We start from the raw sequence: 23,438 nt of genomic DNA, 5'->3' as shown, positions 1-23,438 counted from the left end.
GATATGATTGGTCTATAATGTTATTAAATCTTACTTTAACAGGATTATCTCAATTTAAGTGCTGATTTGGGGATATTATGGATCTTAGAGAGGGTTCTCCTGCCGCGGTCGCTGTTATTCTGGGAGAGCGGTTAAAACAAGCTCGGCTGAATGCCGATATGACTCAGACGCAGGTGTCTGAGTTGTCTGGCGTTTCCCGCAAAATGGTGATGGGGGCAGAGAAGGGGAAGGTACAGCTGGAAACACTGGTCGCCATTATGCAGGCCCTGGGGTTGAGTGACCATTTAAACCGTTTTCTGCCTGAACAAACGATCTCGCCGGTACAGCTGGCGCGGTTGCAGGGTAAAAAACGGCAGCGGGCATCGGGTAGCACCAGCGTTAAGCCTGAGGGGGGCTCTGAATGGTGATGCAGGTTGTCAGGGTTCTCTATCATGACCAGGAGGCTGGTGCAGTGAGTTTTGATACTGACACCGGGGTAGGGGCGTTTGAGTATAGCCCTGCTTTTATTCAAAGCGGTATTGAGCTGTCCCCCATTAAAATGCCGCTGTCCCGGCGTATCTATAGTTTTCCCGAGCTGGAATATGCAACATTTAAAGGGTTGCCCGGACTGATCGCCGATTCACTGCCGGATGATTTTGGTAATGCGGTGCTCAATGCCTGGGTGTCCAGTCAGGGTAAGCAGCCTGGCGATATTACCCCGCTGCAGCGCTTGCAGTTTACCGGTACACGGGGTATCGGTGCGCTCGAATATGCCCCGGCCACCCGGCTGAAAAAGCTCAATGCATCGCAACAGGTCGAGATCGAATCGCTGGTGGCGATTGCTCAGGAGATTCTCGACAATCACCATGATTTTTCGGTAGAACTTTCCCGGGAGGGGCAGGAAAATCGCGAAGCGATGCTTGCGCTGCTCTCTGTAGGTATGAGTGCAGGCGGTGCCCGGCCAAAAGCGGTGCTGGCGTTTAATGAAGATTTTACTCAGGTACGCTCCGGGCAGACCGGGGTGCCAGAGGGGTATACTCACTACCTGATGAAGTTTGATGGCGTCAGTGAACATCATCAGAACCGGGAGACCTTCGGCGACCCGCTGGGTTATGGTGCAATGGAGTATGTCTATTCCCTGATGGCGGGGGGCTGCGGCATCCGGATGATGCCCTGTCAGTTACTCAACGAGGGCAACCGGCGGCACTTCATTACTCAGCGATTTGATCGTCAGGGGGATAACAAGTTACATGTACAGACACTCAACGGTATTGCCCATGTGGATTATAAAAAACCGGGGTCTTTCTCCTACGCTGAGTTATTTGGGATCGCGCGACAGTTGAGACTGTCCGCCAGTGATGCCACGCAGTTAATGCGGCGAATGGTGTTTAATATTGTTGCCCGCAACCATGACGATCATGCTAAAAACTTCGCATTTATGCTGCAGCCTGAAGACCCCTCGCAGCCGTTGTCGCCATCCCGGTGGCAGTTGGCTCCCGCGTATGACCTGGCGTATAGCTACAAACCCGGCAGCCCCTGGGTGAACAGTCACTGGATGTCGCTGAATGGTAAACGGGATGGCTTTACCCGGGCCGATCTCTATTCTCTGGAAAAGCTCAGTCCGCTGTTTTCGCGGCAGAAGATTGATCAGATTATCGATGAAACTGTTGAGCAGGTATCAAACTGGCGCAAGCTGGCAACTGAACATGCTGTACCGGCGGGATTGGTTGACGAGATTGAAGCTAATCTCCGGCTAACGCTGTAACGCTATCTATCAGGATGACACTGTGGTGCTGTAACAGGGATCGCTTCCTCTCCGGGTCTGGCAGCCCGGGGGAAATGAAGCCAGGGGGAGGTACAACGCGAACTTTCGGGGCTCACTCAAACACGATACGCAGGGGTTCACCGAAATCGTCATAGATCACTTTTTTGCGCTGCCGGGTAGTTTTTTGTGCCGCGGTAGCACGTTGAGTGCGTTCTGCTTTGCGTGCATCAATCTGAGCCAGTACACCATTCAGAGGGGTGCGTTCCTGACGCTGAGGGTTGAGAATAAAGCCGGCATTACGATAAGAGCCATTCACCAGACCTGTTGCACCGCTAGCGACTTCAGCAACCTGACCGCCCTGTTTAAGGAATGCCTGAGTTTGTTGCTGTAATTGCTTACGTAGTTCTGATTTGGTTTGGCGCTTAATCATATTGAATTTTCCCTGACCTGTATAATAAACGATCAATTATGCACTATTAAGTGCTCTAATAGCAAAAGAGATCCCCACTTTGCGGTGATAAGTTGATTATTGATCCGCCCTGACGCGGTGAATCAGGGTTTTCTCCAGCTCAACAGCGATAAACAGTATCAGTCCTACCGCTAAAATCTTACCCCAGGCGGCTGCATCTATCGGTGTTGTATGGAAAAACAGCTGCATAATGGGCAGATAGGTAAATATCAGTTGAAACAGCATGACCAGCACTATCGCATATAACGCATAGCGGTTGCCCAGAAGCCCATCCCTGTTGAGTACCGGACGGGTCAGAAAGCGGGAGTTGAGCAGATAGAATACTTCCAGCACTACCAGAGTATTCACTGCGATGGTTCTGGCGGTATCAATATCGGTACCGTTGCTGCGTTCCCATAAAAACAAGCCGAAGGTTCCGCTAACCATCAGTAATGAGACAAACACAATTCGCCATATCATAAAAGGCGAGAGTATTGCGTTGCGGGTGTTGCGGGGCGGACGTTGCATAACATCGGGCTCGGTTGGTTCAAACGTCAGCGCCAGTGCCAGGGTGACTGCCGTTATCATATTGACCCAGAGAATCTGAGCCGGAGTAACGGGTAACAGGGTTCCCAGAGCGATTGCAGCCAGCACTGTCAGTGCTTCGCCGCCGTTGGTTGGCAGAATAAACAGGATCGATTTACTGATGTTGTCGAATACGGTACGCCCCTCTTCGATTGCATAGGTGATTGAGGCAAAGTTATCATCGGCCAGAACCATCTCCGATGCCTCCTTGGCCGCTTCTGTTCCTTTAACCCCCATGGCTGTACCAACATTGGCCCGTTTCAGCGAGGGGGCATCGTTAACACCATCACCGGTCATCGCGACAACATGTTCTCTGGCCTGCAGAGATTTGACGATACGCAGCTTATGTTCGGGGCTGGCCCGGGCAAACACATCGGTATCTTCCACTACCGCTTCCAGCTGGGTGTCGGTCATCTGCTCGATCTGGTGACCGGTCAGGGCTTTGGGGGATTGTGTGATCCCCATCTGCATGGCGATCGCAGTGGCCGTAATAACATGATCGCCGGTGATCATTTTTACTCTGATACCTGCCTGATGGCACTTCTGTACCGCGTCAATCGCCTCATCCCTGGGGGGATCAATAATGCCGACCAATCCCAGCAGCGTCAGGTTGTTGCTGATATCGCTGAAATGCAATACCCGTTGCTCTTCCGGCAGGTGAAGCGTTGCCAGTGCAAGGGTTCGCTTACCCTGACTGGCGATCAGTTCCTGCTGAGCGATCCAGAATGCCTGGTCCAGGGGGGGAGTGATTTCGCCTTCCTGCTGCCATTGGCAACGGGACAGAACCGCTTCGATTGCACCTTTGATATAGACCACGCCTGTGCCTTTATGGTCGTGGTGCAGGGTAGCCATAAAGCGGTGTTCTGATTCAAACGGGATCAGGTCATCTGTAGGCATTTGCTGGTGCAGCTCATGCAGATCGAGACCTGATTTAGCCCCCAGTACTAGCAGCGCCCCCTCTGTCGGATCTCCTTCGATCAGCCACTCTCCCTCTTTCTGTATCAGTTGTGCTTCATTACACAGTACGCTGGCCTGACACAGCAGTTGCAATTCAGTCAGGTTATGCAGATTCAGATCCTGATGGCGGCAGGTGAAGGTTCCGTGAGGGTTATAACCAACACCACTGATATCGGCACTGCAGCGAGCCATGACCACGGAGGTTACAGTCATCTCATTGCGGGTCAGTGTGCCGGTTTTATCAGAGCAGATGACTGAGACCGACCCAAGGGTCTCAACTGCTGGCAGACGGCGGATAATGGCATGGCGTTTGGCCATGCGTTGCACTCCAATCGCCAGAGCGATGGTGATGATAGCGGGTAAGCCTTCGGGGATTGCAGCGACGGCCAACCCCACCGCAGCGAGAAACATATCTCCCAGCGCATAGTCTCTTATCCAGTAGCCAAACATCATGGTGGCAATGGCAATCAGCAGGATGGTGCCCGTCAGCCAGCGGGCAAAGCTATCGAGTTGGCGAGTCAGCGGTGTGGTCAGCGTGGAGACTTCGGCCAGCAGTGTGCTGATCCTGCCTATTTCGGTATCCGCTCCTGTGGCGATTACGGTACCGGTTCCCTGTCCAAAGCTGACGAGGGTGCCGGAGAAGGCTAGATTGGTCCGGTCGCCAAGGTCCGCCTCAGCAGCCACCGGTTCAGTCTGTTTGCTAACCGGAACGGACTCTCCTGTGAGCAGCGCTTCATCGATGTTCAGCGCTTTAAGCTTATGCAGATGCAGATCCGCGGGGACCCGGTCACCGGACTGAATAAAAACGATGTCGCCGGGCACCAGCTGTTCAGCTGGAACCTGTTGCCGGTGTCCGTTACGGATGACAACGGCTTGCTGGGAAAGCATATTGCGGACGGCATCGATCGCTTTTTCCGCCTTACCCTCCTGAAAGAAACCCACCAGAGCATTGATCAGTACAACCGCAACGATAACCCCCGAATCGACCTGATGACCCAACGCTGCGGTTATCAGGGCCGCGATAACAAGCACGTAGATGAGTACATTATTGAACTGTGCTAATAAACGCATCAGGCCGCTTCTGCGCGGAGGCGCAGGAAGGCGGTTAGCTCCGTATTGTTGCTGGCGTTTGTTAACCTGTTCAGCGGTCAGACCCTGCGGCGATGTTTCTAAGAGACTGTATATCTGTTCGGAGGTGCAGGTATGCCAGACTGTTTGCTTTCTGTCTGCAGCTGGGCCAGATGCGATATCTGAAGAGGTGTCCATGACTATCGTCCCAAGGGTATAAATACAGTATAAGAATAGCGAATAACCGGGCGGTGATCGTGTTCTGGAGGGCAGTATTTAAGCCCTGTCAGAGGTTACCGGCGTAATCTCTGACAGGGATCATAAGTTGGGTGGGTAAAAGGGAATGGCTGCAGATTTGAAATGCTAAGACGGGTTGACAGATGGTTGCACTGTGCTCAGCCTGCATCGATCCAGTGCAGCGCTTGCAAGAACTGACTCTCGCTGAAGTGCTGCGCTTCCCCACTGATAAAGGTCTGGCCCAGTTTTATGGCCCAGTCGAGCCATTCCCCTCCGCCAACGACTGCAAGCCGGATAAAATCATTGCTGTGCTGCAGGCCGAGTTTGGTATCTTCCCAGATAGCTCCGGCTTCCCAGCCTTTGAAGTTGTGGTCCAGATAGAGCAGGCAGCGTACCTGGCCATGGATGGCGATTTTTTCTTCCAGCAGGGGGACAAATGTATCCTGGTAGTCTGCTGCAGTAAGTGTGTCAGTCGCCTGAATTACAATGATATCACCAGCGGTTTCCGGCAGAATGTGAAGCATCGCAGTTTCCTTTAGTCACATTGAGAGTTGAAGCTAGTGTATCGGTGCTGCTGTCGGTGTCAAAAAAGTTTCCAGCCTGCCGATAACCTGTGTTGAAACTCTCATATTGGTTTGCGATCACTATACGATGACACGATTGATTGCGTTGATATTACTGTTGAGCCTGGGAGGCTGTGGTTCGCAGCCATACCGGACTGCTCAGCCTGGCGGCACTACGGCTGCGCCGTCACAGGTGAGGGCGAGCCTGTTACAGCAGTACCGCGAATGGCAGGGGGTGCCCTACCGGTTGGGCGGCACGGATAAGCAGGGGGTGGATTGTTCCGCGTTTACGCAACTGACACTACGCCAGCGGCTGGGGGTGGATATTCCCCGAACGACTCTGGCGCAGTCGCAGGAGGGACGGCCGGTGGCTATCAGGCAGCTGCAGCCGGGCGATCTGCTGTTTTACCGTTCCAGAGTTAAGCTGCGGCATGTGGGTATCTATATTGGGAATGGTGAGTTTCTGCATGCATCAACCAGTCGTGGGGTGATGATATCGCTCCTGAATAACCCCTATTGGACCGCGCACTTCTGGCAAGCCCGGCGCGTGACCGATTAATGCAGGGGGTTGTGAAAGGTGACTGATTGTTGCCTGCCTGCATTCTGGTATAGTGTGCGCACTTAATGCAACTAACACATAGCGCTGAACCTCCAGTCGCCATAAGATCACCGAGTAGTCCGAGTAGTAATGAGTTATCTGCCGATTGAGCAATACAAGAAAGCCTGGATCTTCAGACATAAAGATATGCCTGTTAGTGAAGAAGACCTGGCTCAGATTAAACCGCTAAGTGAAGCGCGGGCCGAGCAGGTCTGGTCTCAGCAGATCAGTAAGCACTGCAACCATCCGGGTCTGTTTGGCTCCGAGGACTGGGCTAATAAGAATCAAGTCTGGCTGGAGACTGCTAACTGGCAGCAGACCTGGGAATCTGATGATCCCGCGTTGCCTGGGCTGCTGGCGGACCATCTGCAATGGGATGATCAGACGGTTGTCTGGTTTTGTTACAGCAGTGAACATGTGATTGAAACCCGTTGGGATGTGTTTCGCCGCAACTGGAAAAACTTTCTGTTTTTTGATGATGGCCCGCTCCTCATCGGTCGCAAGCGAAAACAGGTGGCACAGTTCCATCAGACGGGCAACTATCGGATAGGTAATCGTCCGTAAGCACCGGGGGCATTCAGGCCCGCTAATTAATCATCGTTACTCTTTTTAAATCACTCTTGCCAGGGATAGTACACGCCCGGAATGGATTCCTGTTTTTTTGTCTGTAAGGGATCTGTATGCCAAATCGTTTTCTGATCGCTCTGTTTCTGTTGTTGCTGTCTGGCTTTACGCTGGCAGAACCGGCCGCCTCATTCAGTAAGTCAAAACGTTTGCTTGCCGGGTTGTATGAGGTCAACCCCATCAGTTTTTATTGCGGTTGTGACTACCGGTATGAGGGGAAAAAGCTGGTGCCTGAGTGGGACAGCTGTGGTTTTAAACCGCGTAAAAATGCCAACCGTGCTGCCCGTATAGAGTGGGAGCATATTGTGCCTGCCTGGGCGTTTGGTCACCAACTACAGTGCTGGCAGAAGGGCGGGCGTAAAGCTTGTAAACAAGATGAACGTTTCAAGCGGATGGAAGCCGATCTGCACAACCTGGTGCCCGCGATTGGAGAGGTTAACGGAGACCGCTCCAATTTTAGTTTCACACTGCTGGAAGGGGAGCCCCGGGTTTACGGTCGTTGTGATATGGAGGTTGATTTCAAACGGCGTAAGGTTGAGCCGCCGCAGAACCGTCAGGGGGATATCGCCCGCACCTATTTCTATATGCGCGATCAGTATGGCCTGAAGATCAGTTCAAAGCAGGAGAAGCTGTTTGCCGCCTGGAGTGTTCAGGACCCGGTGGATAGCTGGGAGCTGCAACGCAATAAGCTGATCGCCAGGTTGCAGGGCAACAGTAACCCCTATGTCACAGCCCCGTCTGGATTGATCGGCGCTCAGGATACGGCGACGCCTGTTGACTCAGATGCGGATAATGGAACAGAGGATACGTTGATACAGCGGTTGCTGACAAAACTGGGGCAGTAACAGTTTCGCCCAGAATATATTTGTCCGAGATTCTTGCTAATCTTAACTAATTCTATTAAATCAGAGTGTCAGAAACCGAGGTATTTGATGATAAAACCCTATTACCGGACTGTGCTGATCTACCTGATCTTCGCGCTATTGTGGATCTACTTTTCAGACGCGCTGGTTTCTTCACTGTTTCATTCTGCAGAGATGATTACGCGGGTGCAGAACCTTAAGGGTTTTGCATTTGTCAGCTGTACGGCGCTGTTACTGCTGTTTCTGATTCGCGCCGATCTGAACCGGATTGAGCAGGTAAACCAGAAGCTACAGCAAAGCTATGATCAGACACTTAAAGGCTGGGTGCAGGTAATGGATATCCGGCATAAGGAGACCGGTGAGCACAGTCTTCGTGTGACCCGAATGACGGTCAGGCTTGCCCGTTTGTTGGGGGTTGAGGGTGATGAGCTGACCTATATAGCCCGGGGAGCACTGATGCACGATGCGGGCAAAGTGGGTATTCCCGATGCGATTCTGATTAAGCCCGGTCCGCTTGACCATGATGAGTGGGCTATCATGAAAGAGCATCCGGTGATCGCCCGGGATCTGATGAAAGATATTGAGTTTCTCAAGCCCTCAATCAATATTCCATATTGCCACCATGAACGCTGGAACGGCACTGGCTATCCACAAGGGCTGGCGGGGAAACAGATTCCCCTGGCGGCAAGAATTTTTGCCATCGTAGATGTCTGGGATGCGCTATCGGAACACCGGGTATATAAACAGCCCTGGCCTGAAGATCAGGTTCTGCTCTATATCCGTGAACAGGCGGGCATCCATTTTGATCCGGAGATTGTGGAGGTGTTTCTGGATAATTACCCGGAGATCAAAGCGGCGGCAATGCAGCCATCGATTTTTTAAGGCCGTGTCAGCGGGCTGATAATATCGCTGCAGGGTCTATTAATTGGGCAGCAATAATGGTTGTTCACTAAACGTTTTGTGCCACTGTTCAAACTGTCTGGCTGTCATCGCACTGGCATAGAAAAAGCCCTGACCATAATCGCAGTTTGCCTGCTGCATCAGGGTGTGTTGTTCAGCGGTTTCAATCCCTTCTGCGATCACTTTAATGCCCAGGGTATGAGCCATAACAATGATGGCATTACACAGCATCAGATCATCAGAACCGCCATGCAGGTTGCGCACAAAGGTGCGGTCAATCTTCAGATAGTCGATATCCATACGGCGCAGGTGTGCCAGCGAAGAGAAGCTGGTGCCAAAGTCATCCAGGCCAATCTGAATATTGGCGTCCCGTAACTGGACGAGCTTTTGCCGGGTCTCTGCGGATGATTCCATCAGCAGGCTTTCGGTGATCTCTATACTCAGCTCAGCATCGTTAAGACCGGACTCACGGGCTATCGCTATCCAGCGCTCATGAGCCGGGTTTTGCGCGGTGTCGTCGAAATGGCTCGGCGACGCATTGATACAGATCTGCATCTGCGGGTTGAGTTGTTTGCGCCACTGTTTTACCTGCTGCTGCGCTTCGCGGAAAATCCAGTCTCCCAGCTCCTGGATAATGCCTCCCTGTTCGGCGGCCTGAATAAACTGATGAGGGAACATCAACCCCTCGTCCGGGTGGTTCCAGCGGATCAGGGCCTCGGCTTTTACCACTGTCATGCTCTCCAGATCGATAACCGGCTGGTAGTAGAGCTGGAACTGATGTTTCCGGATCGCCTCGCGCAGGGCGTTGATCAGCCGGGAGCGTTTGAGTGACAGGGTTTGCATACCCGCAGTAAAAAAGTGAAGTTTGCTACGGCCCGCGGCTTTTGCTGCATACATCGCCTGGTCAGCATTTTTAATCAGCTGTTCTGCGTTATCCGCATCCTGAGGGTAGAGCGTGGCGCCGATACTGGCAGAGATATAGCGCTGCTGGTTTTCCAGCATGAACGGTTGTTTTAGTACGCTGAGGATCTTCTCGCCAACCTGCTCCACCTGTGAGCTGCTTTCAATCTGCGGCAGAATGATTGTAAATTCGTCGCCCCCCAGCCGGGAGATGGTGTCACTGCTGCGCACCAGGCTTTTAAATCGTTCGGCCACTTCAATCAACAACTGGTCTCCGACATTATGGCCCAGAGTATCATTGATCTCCTTAAAGCGGTCGAGGTCGAGAAACAGGAGTGCCAGTGATGATTTTGAGCGGGCCGCCAGGCGAATTTCCTGCGTCAGCCGGTCCATAAACATCCTTCGGTTTGGCAGATTGGTCAGGGGGTCAAAATTTGCCTGGGTCCATATCAGCTCTTCAGTCCGTTTTTTCTCGGTGATATCAGAGAAGGTGGCGATCCGTTGATAGACTGTATTGTCGTCATTGAAGAGGGTGTTGATATTCAGCCAGGCGATGTAGATTGAACCATTCTTGTGACGGTTCCAGATCTCTCCCTGCCATTTGCCAGACTCGCTCAGGGTTCCCAGCATATCTTCGTAGAATGGACTTTTATGTACTCCTGAGCGCAGCAGAGCGGGGGAGTGGCCAATCGCTTCCTCCGCCTGGTATCCGGTAATCTGTGTGAAAGCATTATTGACCTTAACAATCTTGTTGTCGGCATCGACGATCATAATCGCATCGTTACTTTCGAATGCCGCAGCAGCCAGACGCAGTTGCTCGGTTTGTCTCTGTTGCTCGAAGTTCATATGGGTTCCGGCGATGCAGATAGGGTGGCTGTTTTTGCCAAATCTGATCGGTTTGCCGCGACACTTTATCCAGAGCCAGCGGTTGTCTTTGGTCAACAGCCTGAACTGAATCTCGGCGGTAAGGTTGTCCAGCACCTGGGGGAGGAAGTTAATGTAGAAGCGCACCTGGTCTTCCGGGTGCATCAGCTTACGGAACAGTTGACGGTTGAGATGAAACTCCTGATCTTGATAGCCGAGCATCTTGTAACACTGGCTGTCCCACTGAATCGAATCATTTGTCAGGTTCCAGCTCCACAAGCCGGTCTGAGTTGCCTCCATCGTCAGCCGGTAACGCTCCTCCGAGTCTCTCAGAGCCTGCTCATAGCGGTTATGATTGCGGTGGAGCTGATTGAATGCCCTGATTAGTTGCCCCACCTCATCATTGCTTTGCACTGCAAGGGTCTGCTCTGGAAGCTGCCCCTCAGCCATTTTACGAATATCACGGGTGGCATTGCGCAGTGGCGTCAGCAGTTTTCTTAACAGATAGGCGATCAGGCCCGCCATCATAAAACTGATAAGCAGGATCACAACGATGATCGTTTCGGTGAGGATGTTAATGGACGTCATCGCTTTACTCAGCGGGTAGGTGCGGATCACAACCCAGCCCATCTTGTCTAGCATGGCGGAGGCATAAATGATCTGATTGCCCCGGCTGTCGGTGGTTATACCCGACGCTTCTCCAGCCTGGATCCGTTCAATACAGTCACAGTGCTTCTCTTTTTTATAGCTTTCAAGCGGCACTCCTTTAAGGGTATCGGTTACATAGATCCCCAGATTCGGGTCTATCACCATCACCCGGCCACCGTCGGTAAAAGAGATGCGGGATATCTCTTTAAGCAGGTTATCCTGAGCCAGCAGGTTGACACCGAAGATATAACCCAGTATCCGGTCTGAATCGGAGAGTATCGGTGTGTTGATAGCAAACAGCGGGCTTTTCAATCCCTTACCCATCAGGGGCATGGTGATTACCGTTGATTTTAAACGGCGCGCTTTCTCCAGATGCTTACGGTCAGAATAATCGATGCCGGTGCGGTTGGGGATTGTTGGATAATCCACCAGTGATATACCCTCCCGGTTCAGTACTACAACCCCGCCATTAAACAGCGCGTGTAGCTGGGTATCCCGCTTCAGGGCTTCCTGCATTCTTTCATTTGGGTGCAGCCGGTATCGGGAGTGCAGCAGATCAGTGAACTCTTCCAGGTAGGTCACCCGTTTTTGCAGAGCTGAATCCATCTGCCGGACCACCATGTCTACCATGGTTTGCTGCTGTTCTACCAGAAGTCTGATTGAGCCTTGTTGCAGGTAATTAAAAATGAGTAGCGCTATGCCTCCGGCAGATAACAGAAAGCCTACCAGTGTCAGAATTAAAACCCGGTTATGCAGGGATGTGGGTAAAAAACGGCTAAAAACCATTCATGCATATCCATAAATTTAAACGATAAAACAAAGCGTCTGTATCAATAAGCAGGGTTAGAACAGAGTTAATTGACAGTCTCCAGCGCGTATGATTGATAATGGTTTGAAGTTAAATACTTGATATCCCTTCAGCTTAGCCTAGTCAGGTTAAATATAAACGGCAAAGTGGTCAAAATGGTGATTGATCTTGCCAGTGTCTGAGGCCCTGGCGGAGCATAGGAATCTTCCTTCCATGGGGGCAGCAGGCATATTTTACCGCCCGGCTTTCAGGTATGATTTCTGACTTTTGTAACGGGCCTGCGCTAGGGCCTCCGGATTCTGTAGATGCTGCAATTTTTTGAACGTCTGACCAACCCATATCCTGAGCCGGAACCCGGTCAGCCGCCTAAAGGGCTATACCGGTTCTGCCGTTATTATATGCGGGGGATGGAGTGGCCGCTGTTGCTGATGACACTGTGCTCTGCGCTGTTGGCGATGCTTGAGGTCTCGCTGTTTGGTTTTCTCGGTCAACTGGTGGATTGGCTGAGCAATAAGCAGCCCGATACATTCTGGCAGGAGGAGGGAGATACTCTGACGCTGGTGGGCGTACTGTTGCTGATCGGGCTGCCGCTGTTGGTGGTGCTCCACTCCCTGATCGTACATCAGGTGTTGCTGGGGAATTTTCCCATGTCGGTTCGCTGGCTGGCGCACCGCTATCTGTTACGTCAGAGTTTGTCGTTCTACCAGAATGACTTTGCCGGGCGGATCGCCACCAAGGTGATGCAAACGTCACTGGCAGTGCGGGAAGCTGTGATGAAACTGCTTGATGTACTGGTCTATATCGCGGTGTATTTTCTCTCCATGCTGGTGCTGGTGGCACAGTCTGATCTGCGCCTGATGTTTCCGTTACTGGGCTGGCTGGTGGGTTACTGTCTGCTGATGTGGTATTTCGTTCCCCGTCTGAGGGATGTGTCAGCGATACAGGCAGATGCCCGCTCATCGATGACCGGGCGGATTGTCGATAGTTACACCAATATTTCCACCGTGAAACTGTTCTCTCATAGTCAGCGTGAGTCGGATTATGCCCGGGAAAGTATGGATGGTTTTCTGACCACGGTTTACCGGCAGATGCGTCTGGCCACTGGCCTTAATGTGACGGTGCAATGCCTCAACTATCTGTTGCTGTTCATCACCACTGCAGTGTCGATCTACCTGTGGAGTTTCAGTCTGGTGACGGTGGGGGCCATCGCTATCGCAATCAGCCTGGCTTTGCGTCTCAACGGTATGTCTCAGTGGATTATGTGGGAAGTGAGTATGCTGTTTGAGAATATTGGCACCGTCAATGATGGTATGAACACCCTGTCTCAGCCACTTGATGTCACCGACCGCAGCGATGCCAAGCCCTTAGTTGTTGAGACGGGAGCGATCCGCTTTAACGATGTTTCTTTTCACTACGATAAGCGTGAAGGGGTGATTGAGCATCTGAATCTGGATATCAGACCCGGTGAAAAGGTCGGTTTGGTGGGGCGCTCCGGCGCAGGAAAATCCACTTTGGTTAATCTGTTATTACGCTTTCATGATCTGGCTGATGGGCAGATTCTGATTGATGGGCAGGATATCAGCCGGGTGCAGCAGGATAGTCTGCGGCATCAGATCGGCATGGTAACTCAGGACACCTCCCTGCTGCATCGCAGTGTGCGGGATAACATTCTCTACGGTCATCCGGATGCATCTGAGGCGCAGATGATCGATGCTGCCAGGCGGGCAGAGGCCCATGAGTTTATACTTGGACTGAGCGATCCTCAGGGGCGCACCGGTTATGATGCTCAGGTGGGTGAGCGGGGGGTGAAGCTGTCCGGTGGCCAGCGACAGCGGATCGCGATTGCCCGGGTGATTCTGAAAGATGCTCCGATTCTGATTCTGGATGAAGCGACTTCGGCACTGGATTCCGAGGTCGAAGCGGATATTCAGCGGGGCCTGTCCAATCTGATGCAGGGCAAAACCGTTATCGCTATCGCCCACCGGCTGTCCACAATCGCCGCCATGGACCGGCTGATTGTGCTGGATCAGGGGCGTATCGTAGAGCAGGGTAACCACCATCAGTTGGTGCAACAGGGGGGGATCTATGCCCAGCTCTGGGCGCATCAGTCCGGTGGTTTTATCGGTATGGATACCTGATCCCTCATAGGCCTGCCGTTCAATAGCGCGCCGTAGTACAGCGGGGAAAACCGCTTAATAAGGAGAATCCGGATGCATGTAATTTCATGGGGCTCACTCGCCTGGTGTGCTATCCCGGTGGTATTGATTGCAACTGTCTATACCCGCTGGTCGGGAAAAGCCTCAGAAGTGTTGTTGTCAGCGGCACGAATGACACTGCAACTGATCGGCGTCGGCTATGTATTGGTAGCGCTGTTTGAAAATCCCTCTCCCTGGATCACTGGCGGGGTGCTTGTGCTGATGATCTGTATCGCCAGCTGGATCGCACTGCGTCCGGTGAATCATCAGCGCAACTACTTTAAACCCACGCTGATCGCGCTGACCTGCGCTGCCGGATTACACCTGTTTATCTCACTGGTTCTGGTGATCGGCGTTGACAGCTGGTACGAGCCAAGAGTGATTATCCCGCTGGCAGGGATGTATTTTGCCAATACCATGAATGCGATCAGTCTGGCAACCGAGCGATACCATTCTGAACTGCAGGACGGTAAACCTGAGCCAAAAGCGCGGCTGACCGCGTTTCAGGCGGCGATGATTCCGCAAATCAACAGTCTTCTGGCGGTGGGCCTGGTGTCGCTGCCCGGGATGATGACCGGTCAGATCCTTTCCGGTGTGTCACCTCTGATCGCGGTACGCTACCAGATCATGATCATGACCATGGTGCTGGGTAGCGGAGGCTGCGGTGCAGCCCTGATGCTGTGGCAGTTGGGGCGAGCGGATCACTCCGGGCGGCAGAGTGATAGCGACCCGGTCGAACCGGGCCTGGTGGAGAATGACCCATGACTCAGCCAGCCCTGTTAATGACAGTCCTGTATACCCTGTTTGCCTTGCTGGCGTTTGCTGGTAATTCGGTGCTGTGCCGTCTGGCGCTGGGTGAACAGAGTATCGATGCGGGCAGCTTTACGGTGATTCGCTTGCTGTCGGGCATTGCGGTACTGTCAACGCTCTGGTATCTGACACAGAAGCGCAAAGCCGAAACCGATCCGGGCCGAGGGAGGGGCAGCTGGACCGCCGCACTGATGCTGTTTATTTATGCGTTGGGATTCTCTTACGCCTATATCAGTCTCGATACCGGTACCGGTACCGGTGCACTGATTCTGTTCGGCGCAGTGCAGATCACCATGATTATGGTGAGTCTGTTTCGTGGCACCCGCCTGGTTTGGGCTGAGTGGTTGGGGCTGGCACTGGCGTTCAGCGGTTTTGTCTATCTGCTTAAACCAGCTATCAACACCCCATCTCTGTGGGGATTTGTACTGATGACTGCGGCGGGTGTTGCCTGGGGAATGTACACTTTGAAGGGGCGTGGGTCGGTTAATCCGCTGGCCGATACCCACTTTAATTTTTTCCGTACCCTGCCGCTGGTTCTGCTGACACTCCTCTTTACCCTGACGCTGAGTCATGCCGTCATCACCGTCAATGGGGTGTTGCTGGCGATGCTCTCCGGAGCGATCGCATCGGGCATCGGTTATGCCGCCTGGTACCGGGCACTCAGCGGTTTATCGGCTGTGCAGGCTGCGGTGCTGCAGTTGTTGGTCCCGGTCATCGCGGCAGCCGGTGGCGTGGTGTTTACCGATGAACAGATCACTACTCGCCTGCTGATTGCGGCACTACTGGTGCTGGGAGGGATTTTTCTGGTGGTGGTCGGACGCTATTATCTGCTCGTTCGGCGCAGTTCGTCAGTCTGAGGAGGATGTTTTGAATTCACTGAATCTGTGTAGTGAGGAGTTTTACTGCTGATGGAGAGTCATCTGTTTACCACTTTTCTGGTTGCCATTACTCTGTTAACCCTGACCCCCGGGGTTGATACCCTGGTGACTATCCGTAACAGCGCCCGGGGAGGGTGGAAGGATGGTTGCGCTACCAGTACCGGCATCTGCTGCGGGCTGTTCCTGCACGCAACAGTATCTGCGCTGGGGATTTCGGTCATCCTGTTGCAATCAGCCAACGCGTTTCAGTTTCTGAAGCTGATCGGTGCGGGGTATCTGATCTGGCTGGGATTCACCAGTCTGCGGGGGATCGTTCAGGGAGATAGCGTATTCAGGCTCCCGGATACCGGCAGCAGACCCTTTGTGATCTGGCGTTCGCTGAGGGAGGGGTTTCTGTCGAATGCCCTGAACCCCAAAACAGCGCTCTTTTATATGGCTTTTCTGCCTCAGTTTATTGATCCGCAGGGGAACGCTCTGATGCAGTCGCTGTGGCTGGCGGCGATACATTTTGTTATTGCCATGCTGTGGCAGTGCTCACTGGCGTTGGTGGTTAACAGCGCCCGTCACTGGTTACAGAGTCAGCCGGTCAGTATTGGATTGAATGCGCTCAGTGGCTCGGTGCTGATCTATCTGGGTACCCGGTTGGCGCTAACGGAGAATTAAAATGGATATAAGACAACTCTTCGGTATTGAGCTGCCGTTGATTCAGGCGCCGATGGCGGGCGCGCAGGACGCTGCACTGGCGATAGCGGTGAGTAACGCCGGAGGACTGGGGTCACTGCCCTGCGCCATGTTAACCCCGGAGCAGCTGCGCGCCGAACTGGAAATAATCAGAGCGGCAACCGATAAGCCGGTCAACTTGAACTTTTTTGCCCATACCCCTTCGGCTGTTGATCCCCAACGGGAGCAACAGTGGCGTGAGCAGTTGCAACCCTATTATCGCGAATATGGCATCGATCCTGATACTATTTCCGCCGCACCAGGTCGTGCGCCTTTCAACCGTGAGATGGCGGTGGTTGTCGAGCAATACCGCCCGTCGGTAGTCAGCTTTCATTTCGGTTTACCCTGTCCTGATCTGCTTGAGCGGGTGCGCAGTTGTGGTTGTAAAGTGATCTCCAGTGCAACCACCGTGGCAGAAGCCGTATGGCTGGAACAGCAGGGGGTCGACGCGGTGATTGCACAGGGTGTAGAAGCGGGAGGCCATCGGGGATTTTTTCTTAACCGGGATCTGAATAGTCAGACAGGCACTATGGCCCTGGTGCCGCAGATGATCGATGCCATCGGAGTGCCGGTTATTGCTGCCGGAGGTATTGCCGATCAACGTGGCATCCAGGGGGCTCTGGCGATGGGGGCCGCCGGGGTGCAGCTGGGGACGGTATTTCTGCTGTGTGATGAATCGCGGGTCAGTGAAATCCATCGTCGGGCTTTGCGGCAACCCACCCCTCCTACCGCGCTGACCAATATTTTTTCAGGAGGAGCCGCCCGGGGGATCGTCAACCGGGTGATGGCCGAGTTAGGACCTGTGGTATCGCAGGCGCCCGAGTTTCCGCTGGCTACGGCATCAATCGCTCCTCTGCGGGCAGCGGCTGAACGGCAGGGGCTGGGGGACTTTTCGCCTCTGTGGAGTGGGCAGAATCGTAGCGGCTGTCGTGCTGTACCTGCTGCCGAGCTGATTGCTGAATTGTTCCGCTATTAGGCGCAGGGCGTGGCCAAACGGTTTGCCTGCTGCGTCGCTGACGGTATAAAATTTTACTCAGGGGTTGATATCCTATTTCTCACCCCCAGATTAAAAATATTCCACTAATCTAGGCCTCTGTCAGCAGTGCTGTTCACGTCTTTAACACTTGAGGTCTGAACAATGCAGATTGCTGACAAAAAAATTGTCCTGATACACTACACCCTGAAAAACCTGGATGATGAGGTGATGGACTCCTCTGAGGGGGCCGAGCCGTTAGCGTACCTGCATGGTACCGGCAGCATCGTTCCGGGTCTGGAAAAAGAGCTGGCGGGCAAAAAAGCCGGTGACAAGGTGAATGTAGAGGTCTCTCCTGAAGAGGGTTACGGCGAACTCAACCCGGAACTGATTCAGGAAGTTGACCGTGCCGCGTTTGAAGGGGTCGATAATATTGAAGTGGGTATGCGCTTTATGGCCCAGACTGCCTGGGGTCAGCAACCGGTTGTGGTAACCGCTGTGACCGATGAGAGCGTTATTGTTGATGGCAACCACCCGCTGGCAGATCAGACGCTGAAGTTCGATGTCGAAATCGTTGAGGTACGTGATGCCACTGAAGAAGAGCTGGAACATGGGCACGCCCATGGTGAAGGCGGTCATCACCACTGATTTTACGGATTCACAACAGTAACTCTCGGTTAAAAGGCGCTCAGCGCCTTTTTTTACTTTGGTTTATCGTGTGTTATAGGGAGAGATAAAGAAAAGGTAGCGTCTTTCCGGATAAGCGTGTTTTTGATCGGTAGGCTCGCATTTTCAGATGCGATAAATCTCTGTAAAGCTATCTTTCGATAGAGAGTCTATGGTTTGCGGATGCTTGACGCTAAAAAACATAGGAAAGCGTTTTGCCACAGAACTCAAAGGACATGCTAAGGGCGCAGAGATCCACAGAGAAGGGCTTTTTAATAAGTTTACCGGTGCGCTTAGTGTGCCGGGTGCCATCAGCAACATTTTTATCGCCCCAGGTACCCAGAGGGCCTGCCAACCGGGTTCCTACGAGTGTGATGTATTGTAGGAGCCCCTTCCAGGGGCGATAAGATTCTAAAGAGGAGGGCGTCACTACAGCACCCAAAGGGCATGCTAAGGGCACAGAGATCCGCAGAGAAGAGCTTTTGTGTAAGAGCGGTTTTACCACAGTACCCAAGGGGCATGCTAAGGACACGGAGATCCACAGAGAAGAGCTTTTGTTATAGCTATCTTTCCTCGGTGCTCTCTGTGTTCTCGGTGGTGAGTGATCTTTTTGGCTGTACCACAGTACCTAAAGGGCATGCTAAGGGCACAGTGATCCGCAGAGAAGAGCTTTTGTGTAAGAACGGTTTTACCACAGAGGACACGGAGATCCACAGAGAAGGGCTTTCGTTATAGCTATCTTTTCCTCGGTGTGCTCTGTGCTCTCTGTGGTGAGTCTGTTTTAGCTTGTGGGAGCCAAAGCCGGGGTCAGGACAATTGAACCCCCTTATTGACGGCTAATAGTCCTAAGCTTGCGGGGCGGTAGACCAAGGCTTATTAACTTTGCTATTCTCTCGCCTCAATTCAGGGATGGAATGAAATACAATGCCGAGAATCAAACGGGCATGGGATCTGAAGGAAGAAGATCTTCCCTATATTATGAGCCCATATAACGCCTTATCAGTATTATGCAATACAGTCCCCAGGCCAGCCAGTCGCTATGTCCTGCATCATGATGCCTGGTACGGAAACATCACCGAGTCACATATCAAAGATGGCACTTACGTGCTGCTTGATTTTCGACCACAATATTATGCGGTCGATGAAGGCACGGGAAATATAAAACACTTCTTACCCAGCAGTCTCGATTTTAATATCAGAAACTTACTGGGTATCACCCAGGGCGGCGGTGGAAACACCGATGAGCTCCAATCCGAAGCCAAACCCGATTGGTGGGACGAGGTAAAAGGCGCCACTAAACAGGTCGTCAATGACATCGTCCGCGCCCAGGCTGCAAGTTCGGCAGAATGGATGCAGGAAGAGGGCATTGTCCAGTTTAAAGACAGCAGCGGCAAAACCCTGTCAGCAGAAGAAGTCTCCCAGGCATACCGGGATAGCGGCAAAGAAGCCCTTAACATACTCGACAAAGAGCAACAGGGAGCCACCGCTATTGCAGCGGTACCAGCATATCCTGCGATTCTGCTCGCCCTGGAGGTTTTGCTAACCCGTGGCCGTAAAGCTGTCCGTCACCCCCAGGATATGTACAACGATATGATGAAGGCGGTAAAAGATGCCCGCTCTGAAGCTGAAGCATTGGGTAATCTGGGGATGGAACAGGCAAAGAGACGGCTGGGCCATACCACCGATCCAAGCTATAAAAACCGCTACCACGGCCCGGACGACATAACCAGGGACACTCACGGCAGACGCGCGGAATGGGAAAGTAAAGGCAACCAGAGCAGCAGCCGAACGGTGGCCGAAGATGTCAAGGGCAACAAGCAAGGCTCAAAAGCAAAAAACAGACGTCGGGCTGAGATAATGAGAGAAAAACAACCGAAGGTTGGTCAGCCATCCAACCGCCAGGGCGGCCCTTATACGCAGGCGGAAATAGATCTATGGGAAAGTATATTGGTTATTCGAGGTGAAAAGCGCCATATCTCTAGCCACACCAATACTGCGACGGGTGAAACGGTGGTATTTGAACGAGATTTTCGGGGAAATATTGTCTCGGAACTGGATCGATTTAAGATAGAAAATTTTGATGAAGCCAAGGAAACCATACAGGGGTTGTTTAAATGAGCAAAATAACCGTGGAAGATGTTCAGGGCTGGATTGATTGTAATAATGAGAATATTGTTAGAAGCCAAAAAAATCTGGATTCTGGGTTTTACGAACGTGAGAACGTCCCCATTGAATCTCACTACAGTGGCCAAGGATCCAGCCATTCTCGTGTTGCGCGTTGTTATGCCTATCTGGGGGATTTTGCCCAGGCGAAAGCCTCTTTTCGTCTGGCTGCAGAAAATACCGCCAAACCTTTTTTTATGATCTATGATGCCAACGACCCGGATCATCACCGCATCAGGCCCGACTACTCGGAAGTATCTGAGACGAACTGTATGGAGGCGATCAATTATGCCCTCTGTGCCAACGATCTGGCGCAGGCCCGAACCATCGCGAAAATCTGGCAAAACCCGGGAGACGGGGTACTTAAACACGCCCCGATTAACCGCTTTATCCATGCGTTAACCTACTGCCTGTTGGATCGCTCAGCTGACGCAGTACCTCTACTGCAAGAAACCCTGGAGTGGTTTCAGACCCGCAAACCCAGCAAGAAACTAACCTGGCAACTCAATTTCTATACTCTGAGTCTGGCACTCTATGGCATTGCGAAGCAGGATCAGACCCTGTTCAACGATGGTCTGGAGCTGCAACTTGAGTTCCACAAGCGCTATGCCCGCTACGGTGAGATACACGACACACCGGAAGCGTTAGTATCAGACAACTGTATCGCGCTTGCCAACCTTGCCCTGCTGCAGGGCCTTAATGTTACGATTAAAGACCCGATGATTCCTGAAGCGCTGCTGCATATAAACCAATCATCCCAATAAAAGGAGATACCTGCCTCTCCTGATACGGCCCATCTGATGCCCGATTTCTGGTCGAGAAGATGTTGCTCTTTTCTCCTCTGTGTATTCGGTGTCCTCTGTGGTGAATTATCTTTTGGGGTGGTTTACCGCAGTACCCAAAGGGCTGCCAACGGGTTCCTACGCGTGTGATGTATTGTAGGAGCCCCTTCCAGGGGCGATAAGATTCTAAAGAAGAGCACGTCACCACAGTACCAAAGGGCATGCCAAGGGCACAGAGGTCCACAGAGAAAGGCTTTTGTTATAGCTATCTTTCCCCCGGTGCTCTCGGTGTTCTCTGTGGTGAGTCTGTTTTAGCTTGTGGGAGCCAAAGCCGGGACGGATCGCAATTTTGAACGAGATTTTCGGGGGAATATTATCTCGGAGCTGGATCGATTTAAGATAGAAAACTTTGATGAAGCCAAGGAAATCATAAAGGGGTTGTTTTAATGAGTAAAGTCACCGTTGAAGACGTTCAGGGTTGGATTGAATGCGATAAGGGTAACATTACTAGAAGCCAGAAAAATCTGGACTCTGGATTTTATGAGCGCGAGAACGTCCCCATTGAATCTCACTACAGTGGCCAGGGATTAAGCTACGCCCAAATGGCAAGGAGTTATGCTTATCTGGGGGATTTCGAACAGGCCAGAGCCTCTTTTCGTCTGGCTGCAGAAAATACCGCCAAACCCTTTTTTATGATCTATGATGCCAACGACCCGGATCATCACCGCATTCGGCCCGATTACTCGGAAGTGTCAGAGACGAACTGTATGGAGGCGATCAATTACGCCCTCTGTGCCAATGATCTGTCGCTGGCCAGAAGCATTGCTAAAATTTGGCAAAATCCGGGAGACGGAGTGCTCAAACACGCTCCGATTAACCGCTTTATCCATGCACTCACCTACTGCCTGCTTGATCGCAGTGCCGATGCGATACCACTGCTGCAAGAAACCCTGGAGTGGTTTCAGGCCCGTAAACCTAGCAAGAAGCTAACCTGGCAACTCAACTTCTACACCCTGAGCCTGGCACTGTATGGCATTGCGAAGCAGGATCAAACCCTGTTCAATGATGGTCTTGAGTTACAACTGGAGTTCCACAAGCGCTATGCCCGCTACGGTGAGATACACGACACCCCGGAAGCGTTAGTATCAGACAACTGTATCGCGCTTGCCAACCTTGCCCTGCTGCAGGGCCTTAATGTTACGATTAAAGACCCGATGATTCCTGAAGCGCTGCTGCAAATTAATGCTCCCTTATAAATATTCAAGAAAAGTAAATCTGCTCCGACCCATTCTCTTTGGTGGGGAAGGTTGGTGTACTCCAATAATCTCGCTACGGGGATAGTCTTTTTCAGTAAGCGTGGTGTACATATTGTTGTTGGATCGGCCTAAGGTTGATTAAGAAGCTCTGAACATTTTGGATACTTTTTGCTTTTGAGTCATCGATTATTTCCCCCGTTGCTGTATATATAATGGATAGGATGTTTACCCAGCCAAAGGAAGAGTGAGTCCCGATGCGAGACCAGATTGAAGCGGTGATTAAAGCGGTATCCAGTGTGCTTTACGGGAAGCAGGAGCAGATCAAGCTTGCCCTGACCTGTATTTTCAGTCAGGGGCATCTGCTGATTGAGGACCTGCCGGGGATGGGTAAAACAACCCTGGCCCACGCGCTGGCTAAAGTGCTGGGGCTGGACTATCAGCGCTTGCAGTTTACCAGTGATATGTTGCCGGCTGATATTCTCGGCGTGACGATTTTTGATCCTTCCAGCAACCGTTTTCAGTTTCATCCCGGGCCGGTATTTACTCAGTTATTGCTGGCTGATGAGGTCAATCGTACCACGCCCAAAACCCAGTCTGCGCTGCTGGAAGCGATGGAGGAAAGGCGGGTTAGTCTGGATGGGCAGACCCATCCGTTGCCATCCCCCTTTTTTGTTATCGCCACACAAAACCCGGTAACTCAGCAGGGGACATTCCCGTTGCCTGAATCTCAGCTGGATCGCTTTCTGATGCGGATAGAACTGGGCTATCCCGATGCCCGGGCCGAGCGGGAACTGCTGCGCGGTGGCGATCCCCGGGAGCGCCTGCAAACACTGGCGGCAGTGATATCCGCGGCAGAGTTAGAGCAGATAACCCAGGCTTGCAGCGCGGTTAAAGTGTCTGACAGCATTCTGGATTATCTGCAGCGGCTGATTGCCTATAGTCGCCAGGCGCCGGAGTTTAGTTTTGGTATCTCTCCGCGGGGCGCTTTAGCACTCCTCAGCGCAAGTCGAAGCTGGGCTTATATTGATGGGCGGGATTATGTACTGCCTGAGGATCTGCAGCAGTTGCTCGGGCCGGTTACCGGTCATCGCTTACGGGCGGCAGAAGATATCGGAGGCTTTGGTGCCAACGCCCTGATTCAGCAACTGCTGAGTCAGGTTGATGTGGTAGGCTGACTATCAACTATGC

20 protein-coding genes are annotated in these 23,438 nt (G+C 52.4%); 16 read left to right on the top strand and 4 right to left on the bottom strand.

Going from position 1 to position 23,438, the window contains the following annotated elements:
• Nucleotides 1-77: 77 nt before the first annotated feature.
• Together JW499_RS10825 and JW499_RS10820 are read left to right on the top strand one after the other, a co-directional pair.
• Entirely contained in the window at nt 78-407 is a 330-nt protein-coding gene (locus JW499_RS10825; protein WP_205210611.1) for a helix-turn-helix transcriptional regulator, read from the top strand.
• A complete protein-coding gene (locus tag JW499_RS10820) occupies nt 401-1,744 on the top strand; it encodes a type II toxin-antitoxin system HipA family toxin (RefSeq protein ID WP_205210610.1) in 1,344 nt (447 codons plus the stop codon). Before JW499_RS10825 ends, JW499_RS10820 begins: the two co-directional genes overlap by 7 nt.
• 112 nt (nt 1,745-1,856) lie before the next feature.
• Here the strand turns inward: JW499_RS10820 and JW499_RS10815 are convergent, their stop codons facing one another.
• The 3 genes from JW499_RS10815 to JW499_RS10805 all read right to left on the bottom strand — a co-directional run bounded on the left by JW499_RS10815 (nt 1,857) and on the right by JW499_RS10805 (nt 5,563).
• Nucleotides 1,857-2,174 (bottom strand): hypothetical protein, encoded by a 318-nt coding sequence (locus tag JW499_RS10815; RefSeq protein ID WP_205210609.1) that lies wholly within the window; start codon nt 2,172-2,174, stop codon nt 1,857-1,859.
• 96 nt (nt 2,175-2,270) lie between these two features.
• Entirely contained in the window at nt 2,271-5,000 is a 2,730-nt protein-coding gene (locus JW499_RS10810; RefSeq protein WP_205210608.1) for a cation-transporting P-type ATPase, read from the bottom strand.
• A 197-nt stretch (nt 5,001-5,197) separates the two neighbouring features.
• Nucleotides 5,198-5,563 (bottom strand): SpoIIAA family protein, encoded by a 366-nt coding sequence (locus tag JW499_RS10805; protein ID WP_205210607.1) that lies wholly within the window; start codon nt 5,561-5,563, stop codon nt 5,198-5,200.
• 127 nt (nt 5,564-5,690) lie between these two features.
• Here JW499_RS10805 and JW499_RS10800 point away from each other — a divergent pair, with 127 nt between their 5' ends.
• From JW499_RS10800 to JW499_RS10785, 4 genes are all read left to right on the top strand, one after another.
• Nucleotides 5,691-6,161 carry an NlpC/P60 family protein gene (locus JW499_RS10800; protein ID WP_205210606.1) on the top strand — a complete coding sequence of 157 codons (471 nt, stop codon included), beginning with the start codon at nt 5,691-5,693 and terminating at the stop codon, nt 6,159-6,161.
• A 129-nt stretch (nt 6,162-6,290) separates the two neighbouring features.
• Entirely contained in the window at nt 6,291-6,764 is a 474-nt protein-coding gene (locus JW499_RS10795; RefSeq protein WP_205210605.1) for a DUF2947 domain-containing protein, read from the top strand.
• Nucleotides 6,765-6,880: 116 nt separating this feature from the next.
• Nucleotides 6,881-7,669 carry an endonuclease gene (locus JW499_RS10790; protein ID WP_205210604.1) on the top strand — a complete coding sequence of 263 codons (789 nt, stop codon included), beginning with the start codon at nt 6,881-6,883 and terminating at the stop codon, nt 7,667-7,669.
• Between the two features lie 87 nt (nt 7,670-7,756).
• On the top strand, nt 7,757-8,569 hold the full coding sequence (locus tag JW499_RS10785) for an HD-GYP domain-containing protein (RefSeq protein WP_205210603.1): 813 nt from the start codon (nt 7,757-7,759) through the stop codon (nt 8,567-8,569).
• Between the two features lie 39 nt (nt 8,570-8,608).
• Here JW499_RS10785 and JW499_RS10780 read toward each other — a convergent pair whose 3' ends face one another.
• Nucleotides 8,609-11,785, bottom strand: coding sequence for an EAL domain-containing protein (locus JW499_RS10780; RefSeq protein WP_205210602.1), 3,177 nt, complete (start codon nt 11,783-11,785; stop codon nt 8,609-8,611).
• A gap of 327 nt (nt 11,786-12,112) precedes the next feature.
• Between JW499_RS10780 and JW499_RS10775 the strand changes: the two genes are divergently transcribed.
• The 10 genes from JW499_RS10775 to JW499_RS10730 all read left to right on the top strand — a co-directional run bounded on the left by JW499_RS10775 (nt 12,113) and on the right by JW499_RS10730 (nt 23,425).
• Nucleotides 12,113-13,945 carry an ABC transporter ATP-binding protein gene (locus tag JW499_RS10775; protein WP_205210601.1) on the top strand — a complete coding sequence of 611 codons (1,833 nt, stop codon included), beginning with the start codon at nt 12,113-12,115 and terminating at the stop codon, nt 13,943-13,945.
• Nucleotides 13,946-14,017: 72 nt separating this feature from the next.
• Nucleotides 14,018-14,767 (top strand): ABC transporter permease, encoded by a 750-nt coding sequence (locus tag JW499_RS10770; RefSeq protein WP_205210600.1) that lies wholly within the window; start codon nt 14,018-14,020, stop codon nt 14,765-14,767.
• On the top strand, nt 14,764-15,669 hold the full coding sequence (locus tag JW499_RS10765; RefSeq protein ID WP_205210599.1) for a DMT family transporter: 906 nt from the start codon (nt 14,764-14,766) through the stop codon (nt 15,667-15,669). The genes JW499_RS10770 and JW499_RS10765 overlap by 4 nt, the downstream gene beginning before the upstream one ends.
• 51 nt (nt 15,670-15,720) lie before the next feature.
• Nucleotides 15,721-16,353, top strand: a complete 633-nt coding sequence (locus JW499_RS10760) for a LysE family translocator (protein WP_205210598.1) — start codon at nt 15,721-15,723, stop codon at nt 16,351-16,353.
• Nucleotide 16,354: 1 nt separating this feature from the next.
• On the top strand, nt 16,355-17,386 hold the full coding sequence (locus JW499_RS10755; protein ID WP_205210597.1) for an NAD(P)H-dependent flavin oxidoreductase: 1,032 nt from the start codon (nt 16,355-16,357) through the stop codon (nt 17,384-17,386).
• A 162-nt stretch (nt 17,387-17,548) separates the two neighbouring features.
• Complete coding sequence (locus tag JW499_RS10750; RefSeq protein ID WP_205210596.1) at nt 17,549-18,031, top strand: FKBP-type peptidyl-prolyl cis-trans isomerase; 483 nt, start codon at nt 17,549-17,551, stop codon at nt 18,029-18,031.
• Between the two features lie 942 nt (nt 18,032-18,973).
• Nucleotides 18,974-20,167: a hypothetical protein gene (locus JW499_RS10745; RefSeq protein ID WP_205210595.1), complete on the top strand. Its 1,194-nt coding sequence runs from the start codon at nt 18,974-18,976 to the stop codon at nt 20,165-20,167.
• Nucleotides 20,164-20,976, top strand: coding sequence for an Imm49 family immunity protein (locus JW499_RS10740; RefSeq protein WP_205210594.1), 813 nt, complete (start codon nt 20,164-20,166; stop codon nt 20,974-20,976). Before JW499_RS10745 ends, JW499_RS10740 begins: the two co-directional genes overlap by 4 nt.
• A 464-nt stretch (nt 20,977-21,440) precedes the next feature.
• Nucleotides 21,441-22,250, top strand: a complete 810-nt coding sequence (locus JW499_RS10735; RefSeq protein WP_205210593.1) for an Imm49 family immunity protein — start codon at nt 21,441-21,443, stop codon at nt 22,248-22,250.
• A gap of 254 nt (nt 22,251-22,504) precedes the next feature.
• Complete coding sequence (locus JW499_RS10730) at nt 22,505-23,425, top strand: AAA family ATPase (protein WP_091353747.1); 921 nt, start codon at nt 22,505-22,507, stop codon at nt 23,423-23,425.
• Nucleotides 23,426-23,438 lie beyond the last annotated feature (13 nt).

This window comes from Amphritea pacifica (genome assembly GCF_016924145.1).
Lineage (GTDB): Bacteria > Pseudomonadota > Gammaproteobacteria > Pseudomonadales > Balneatricaceae > Amphritea > Amphritea pacifica.
This window is presented reverse-complemented; position numbering and strand designations above follow the sequence as displayed.

Coding starts and splice junctions, on each gene's coding strand:
- JW499_RS10825 (WP_205210611.1), top strand. CDS start 78: ATGGATCTTAGAGAGGGTTCTCCTGCCGCGGTCGCTGTTATTCTGGGA.
- JW499_RS10820 (WP_205210610.1), top strand. CDS start 401: ATGGTGATGCAGGTTGTCAGGGTTCTCTATCATGACCAGGAGGCTGGT.
- JW499_RS10815 (WP_205210609.1), bottom strand. CDS start 2,174: ATGATTAAGCGCCAAACCAAATCAGAACTACGTAAGCAATTACAGCAA.
- JW499_RS10810 (WP_205210608.1), bottom strand. CDS start 5,000: ATGGACACCTCTTCAGATATCGCATCTGGCCCAGCTGCAGACAGAAAG.
- JW499_RS10805 (WP_205210607.1), bottom strand. CDS start 5,563: ATGCTTCACATTCTGCCGGAAACCGCTGGTGATATCATTGTAATTCAG.
- JW499_RS10800 (WP_205210606.1), top strand. CDS start 5,691: ATGACACGATTGATTGCGTTGATATTACTGTTGAGCCTGGGAGGCTGT.
- JW499_RS10795 (WP_205210605.1), top strand. CDS start 6,291: ATGAGTTATCTGCCGATTGAGCAATACAAGAAAGCCTGGATCTTCAGA.
- JW499_RS10790 (WP_205210604.1), top strand. CDS start 6,881: ATGCCAAATCGTTTTCTGATCGCTCTGTTTCTGTTGTTGCTGTCTGGC.
- JW499_RS10785 (WP_205210603.1), top strand. CDS start 7,757: ATGATAAAACCCTATTACCGGACTGTGCTGATCTACCTGATCTTCGCG.
- JW499_RS10780 (WP_205210602.1), bottom strand. CDS start 11,785: ATGGTTTTTAGCCGTTTTTTACCCACATCCCTGCATAACCGGGTTTTA.
- JW499_RS10775 (WP_205210601.1), top strand. CDS start 12,113: ATGCTGCAATTTTTTGAACGTCTGACCAACCCATATCCTGAGCCGGAA.
- JW499_RS10770 (WP_205210600.1), top strand. CDS start 14,018: ATGCATGTAATTTCATGGGGCTCACTCGCCTGGTGTGCTATCCCGGTG.
- JW499_RS10765 (WP_205210599.1), top strand. CDS start 14,764: ATGACTCAGCCAGCCCTGTTAATGACAGTCCTGTATACCCTGTTTGCC.
- JW499_RS10760 (WP_205210598.1), top strand. CDS start 15,721: ATGGAGAGTCATCTGTTTACCACTTTTCTGGTTGCCATTACTCTGTTA.
- JW499_RS10755 (WP_205210597.1), top strand. CDS start 16,355: ATGGATATAAGACAACTCTTCGGTATTGAGCTGCCGTTGATTCAGGCG.
- JW499_RS10750 (WP_205210596.1), top strand. CDS start 17,549: ATGCAGATTGCTGACAAAAAAATTGTCCTGATACACTACACCCTGAAA.
- JW499_RS10745 (WP_205210595.1), top strand. CDS start 18,974: ATGCCGAGAATCAAACGGGCATGGGATCTGAAGGAAGAAGATCTTCCC.
- JW499_RS10740 (WP_205210594.1), top strand. CDS start 20,164: ATGAGCAAAATAACCGTGGAAGATGTTCAGGGCTGGATTGATTGTAAT.
- JW499_RS10735 (WP_205210593.1), top strand. CDS start 21,441: ATGAGTAAAGTCACCGTTGAAGACGTTCAGGGTTGGATTGAATGCGAT.
- JW499_RS10730 (WP_091353747.1), top strand. CDS start 22,505: ATGCGAGACCAGATTGAAGCGGTGATTAAAGCGGTATCCAGTGTGCTT.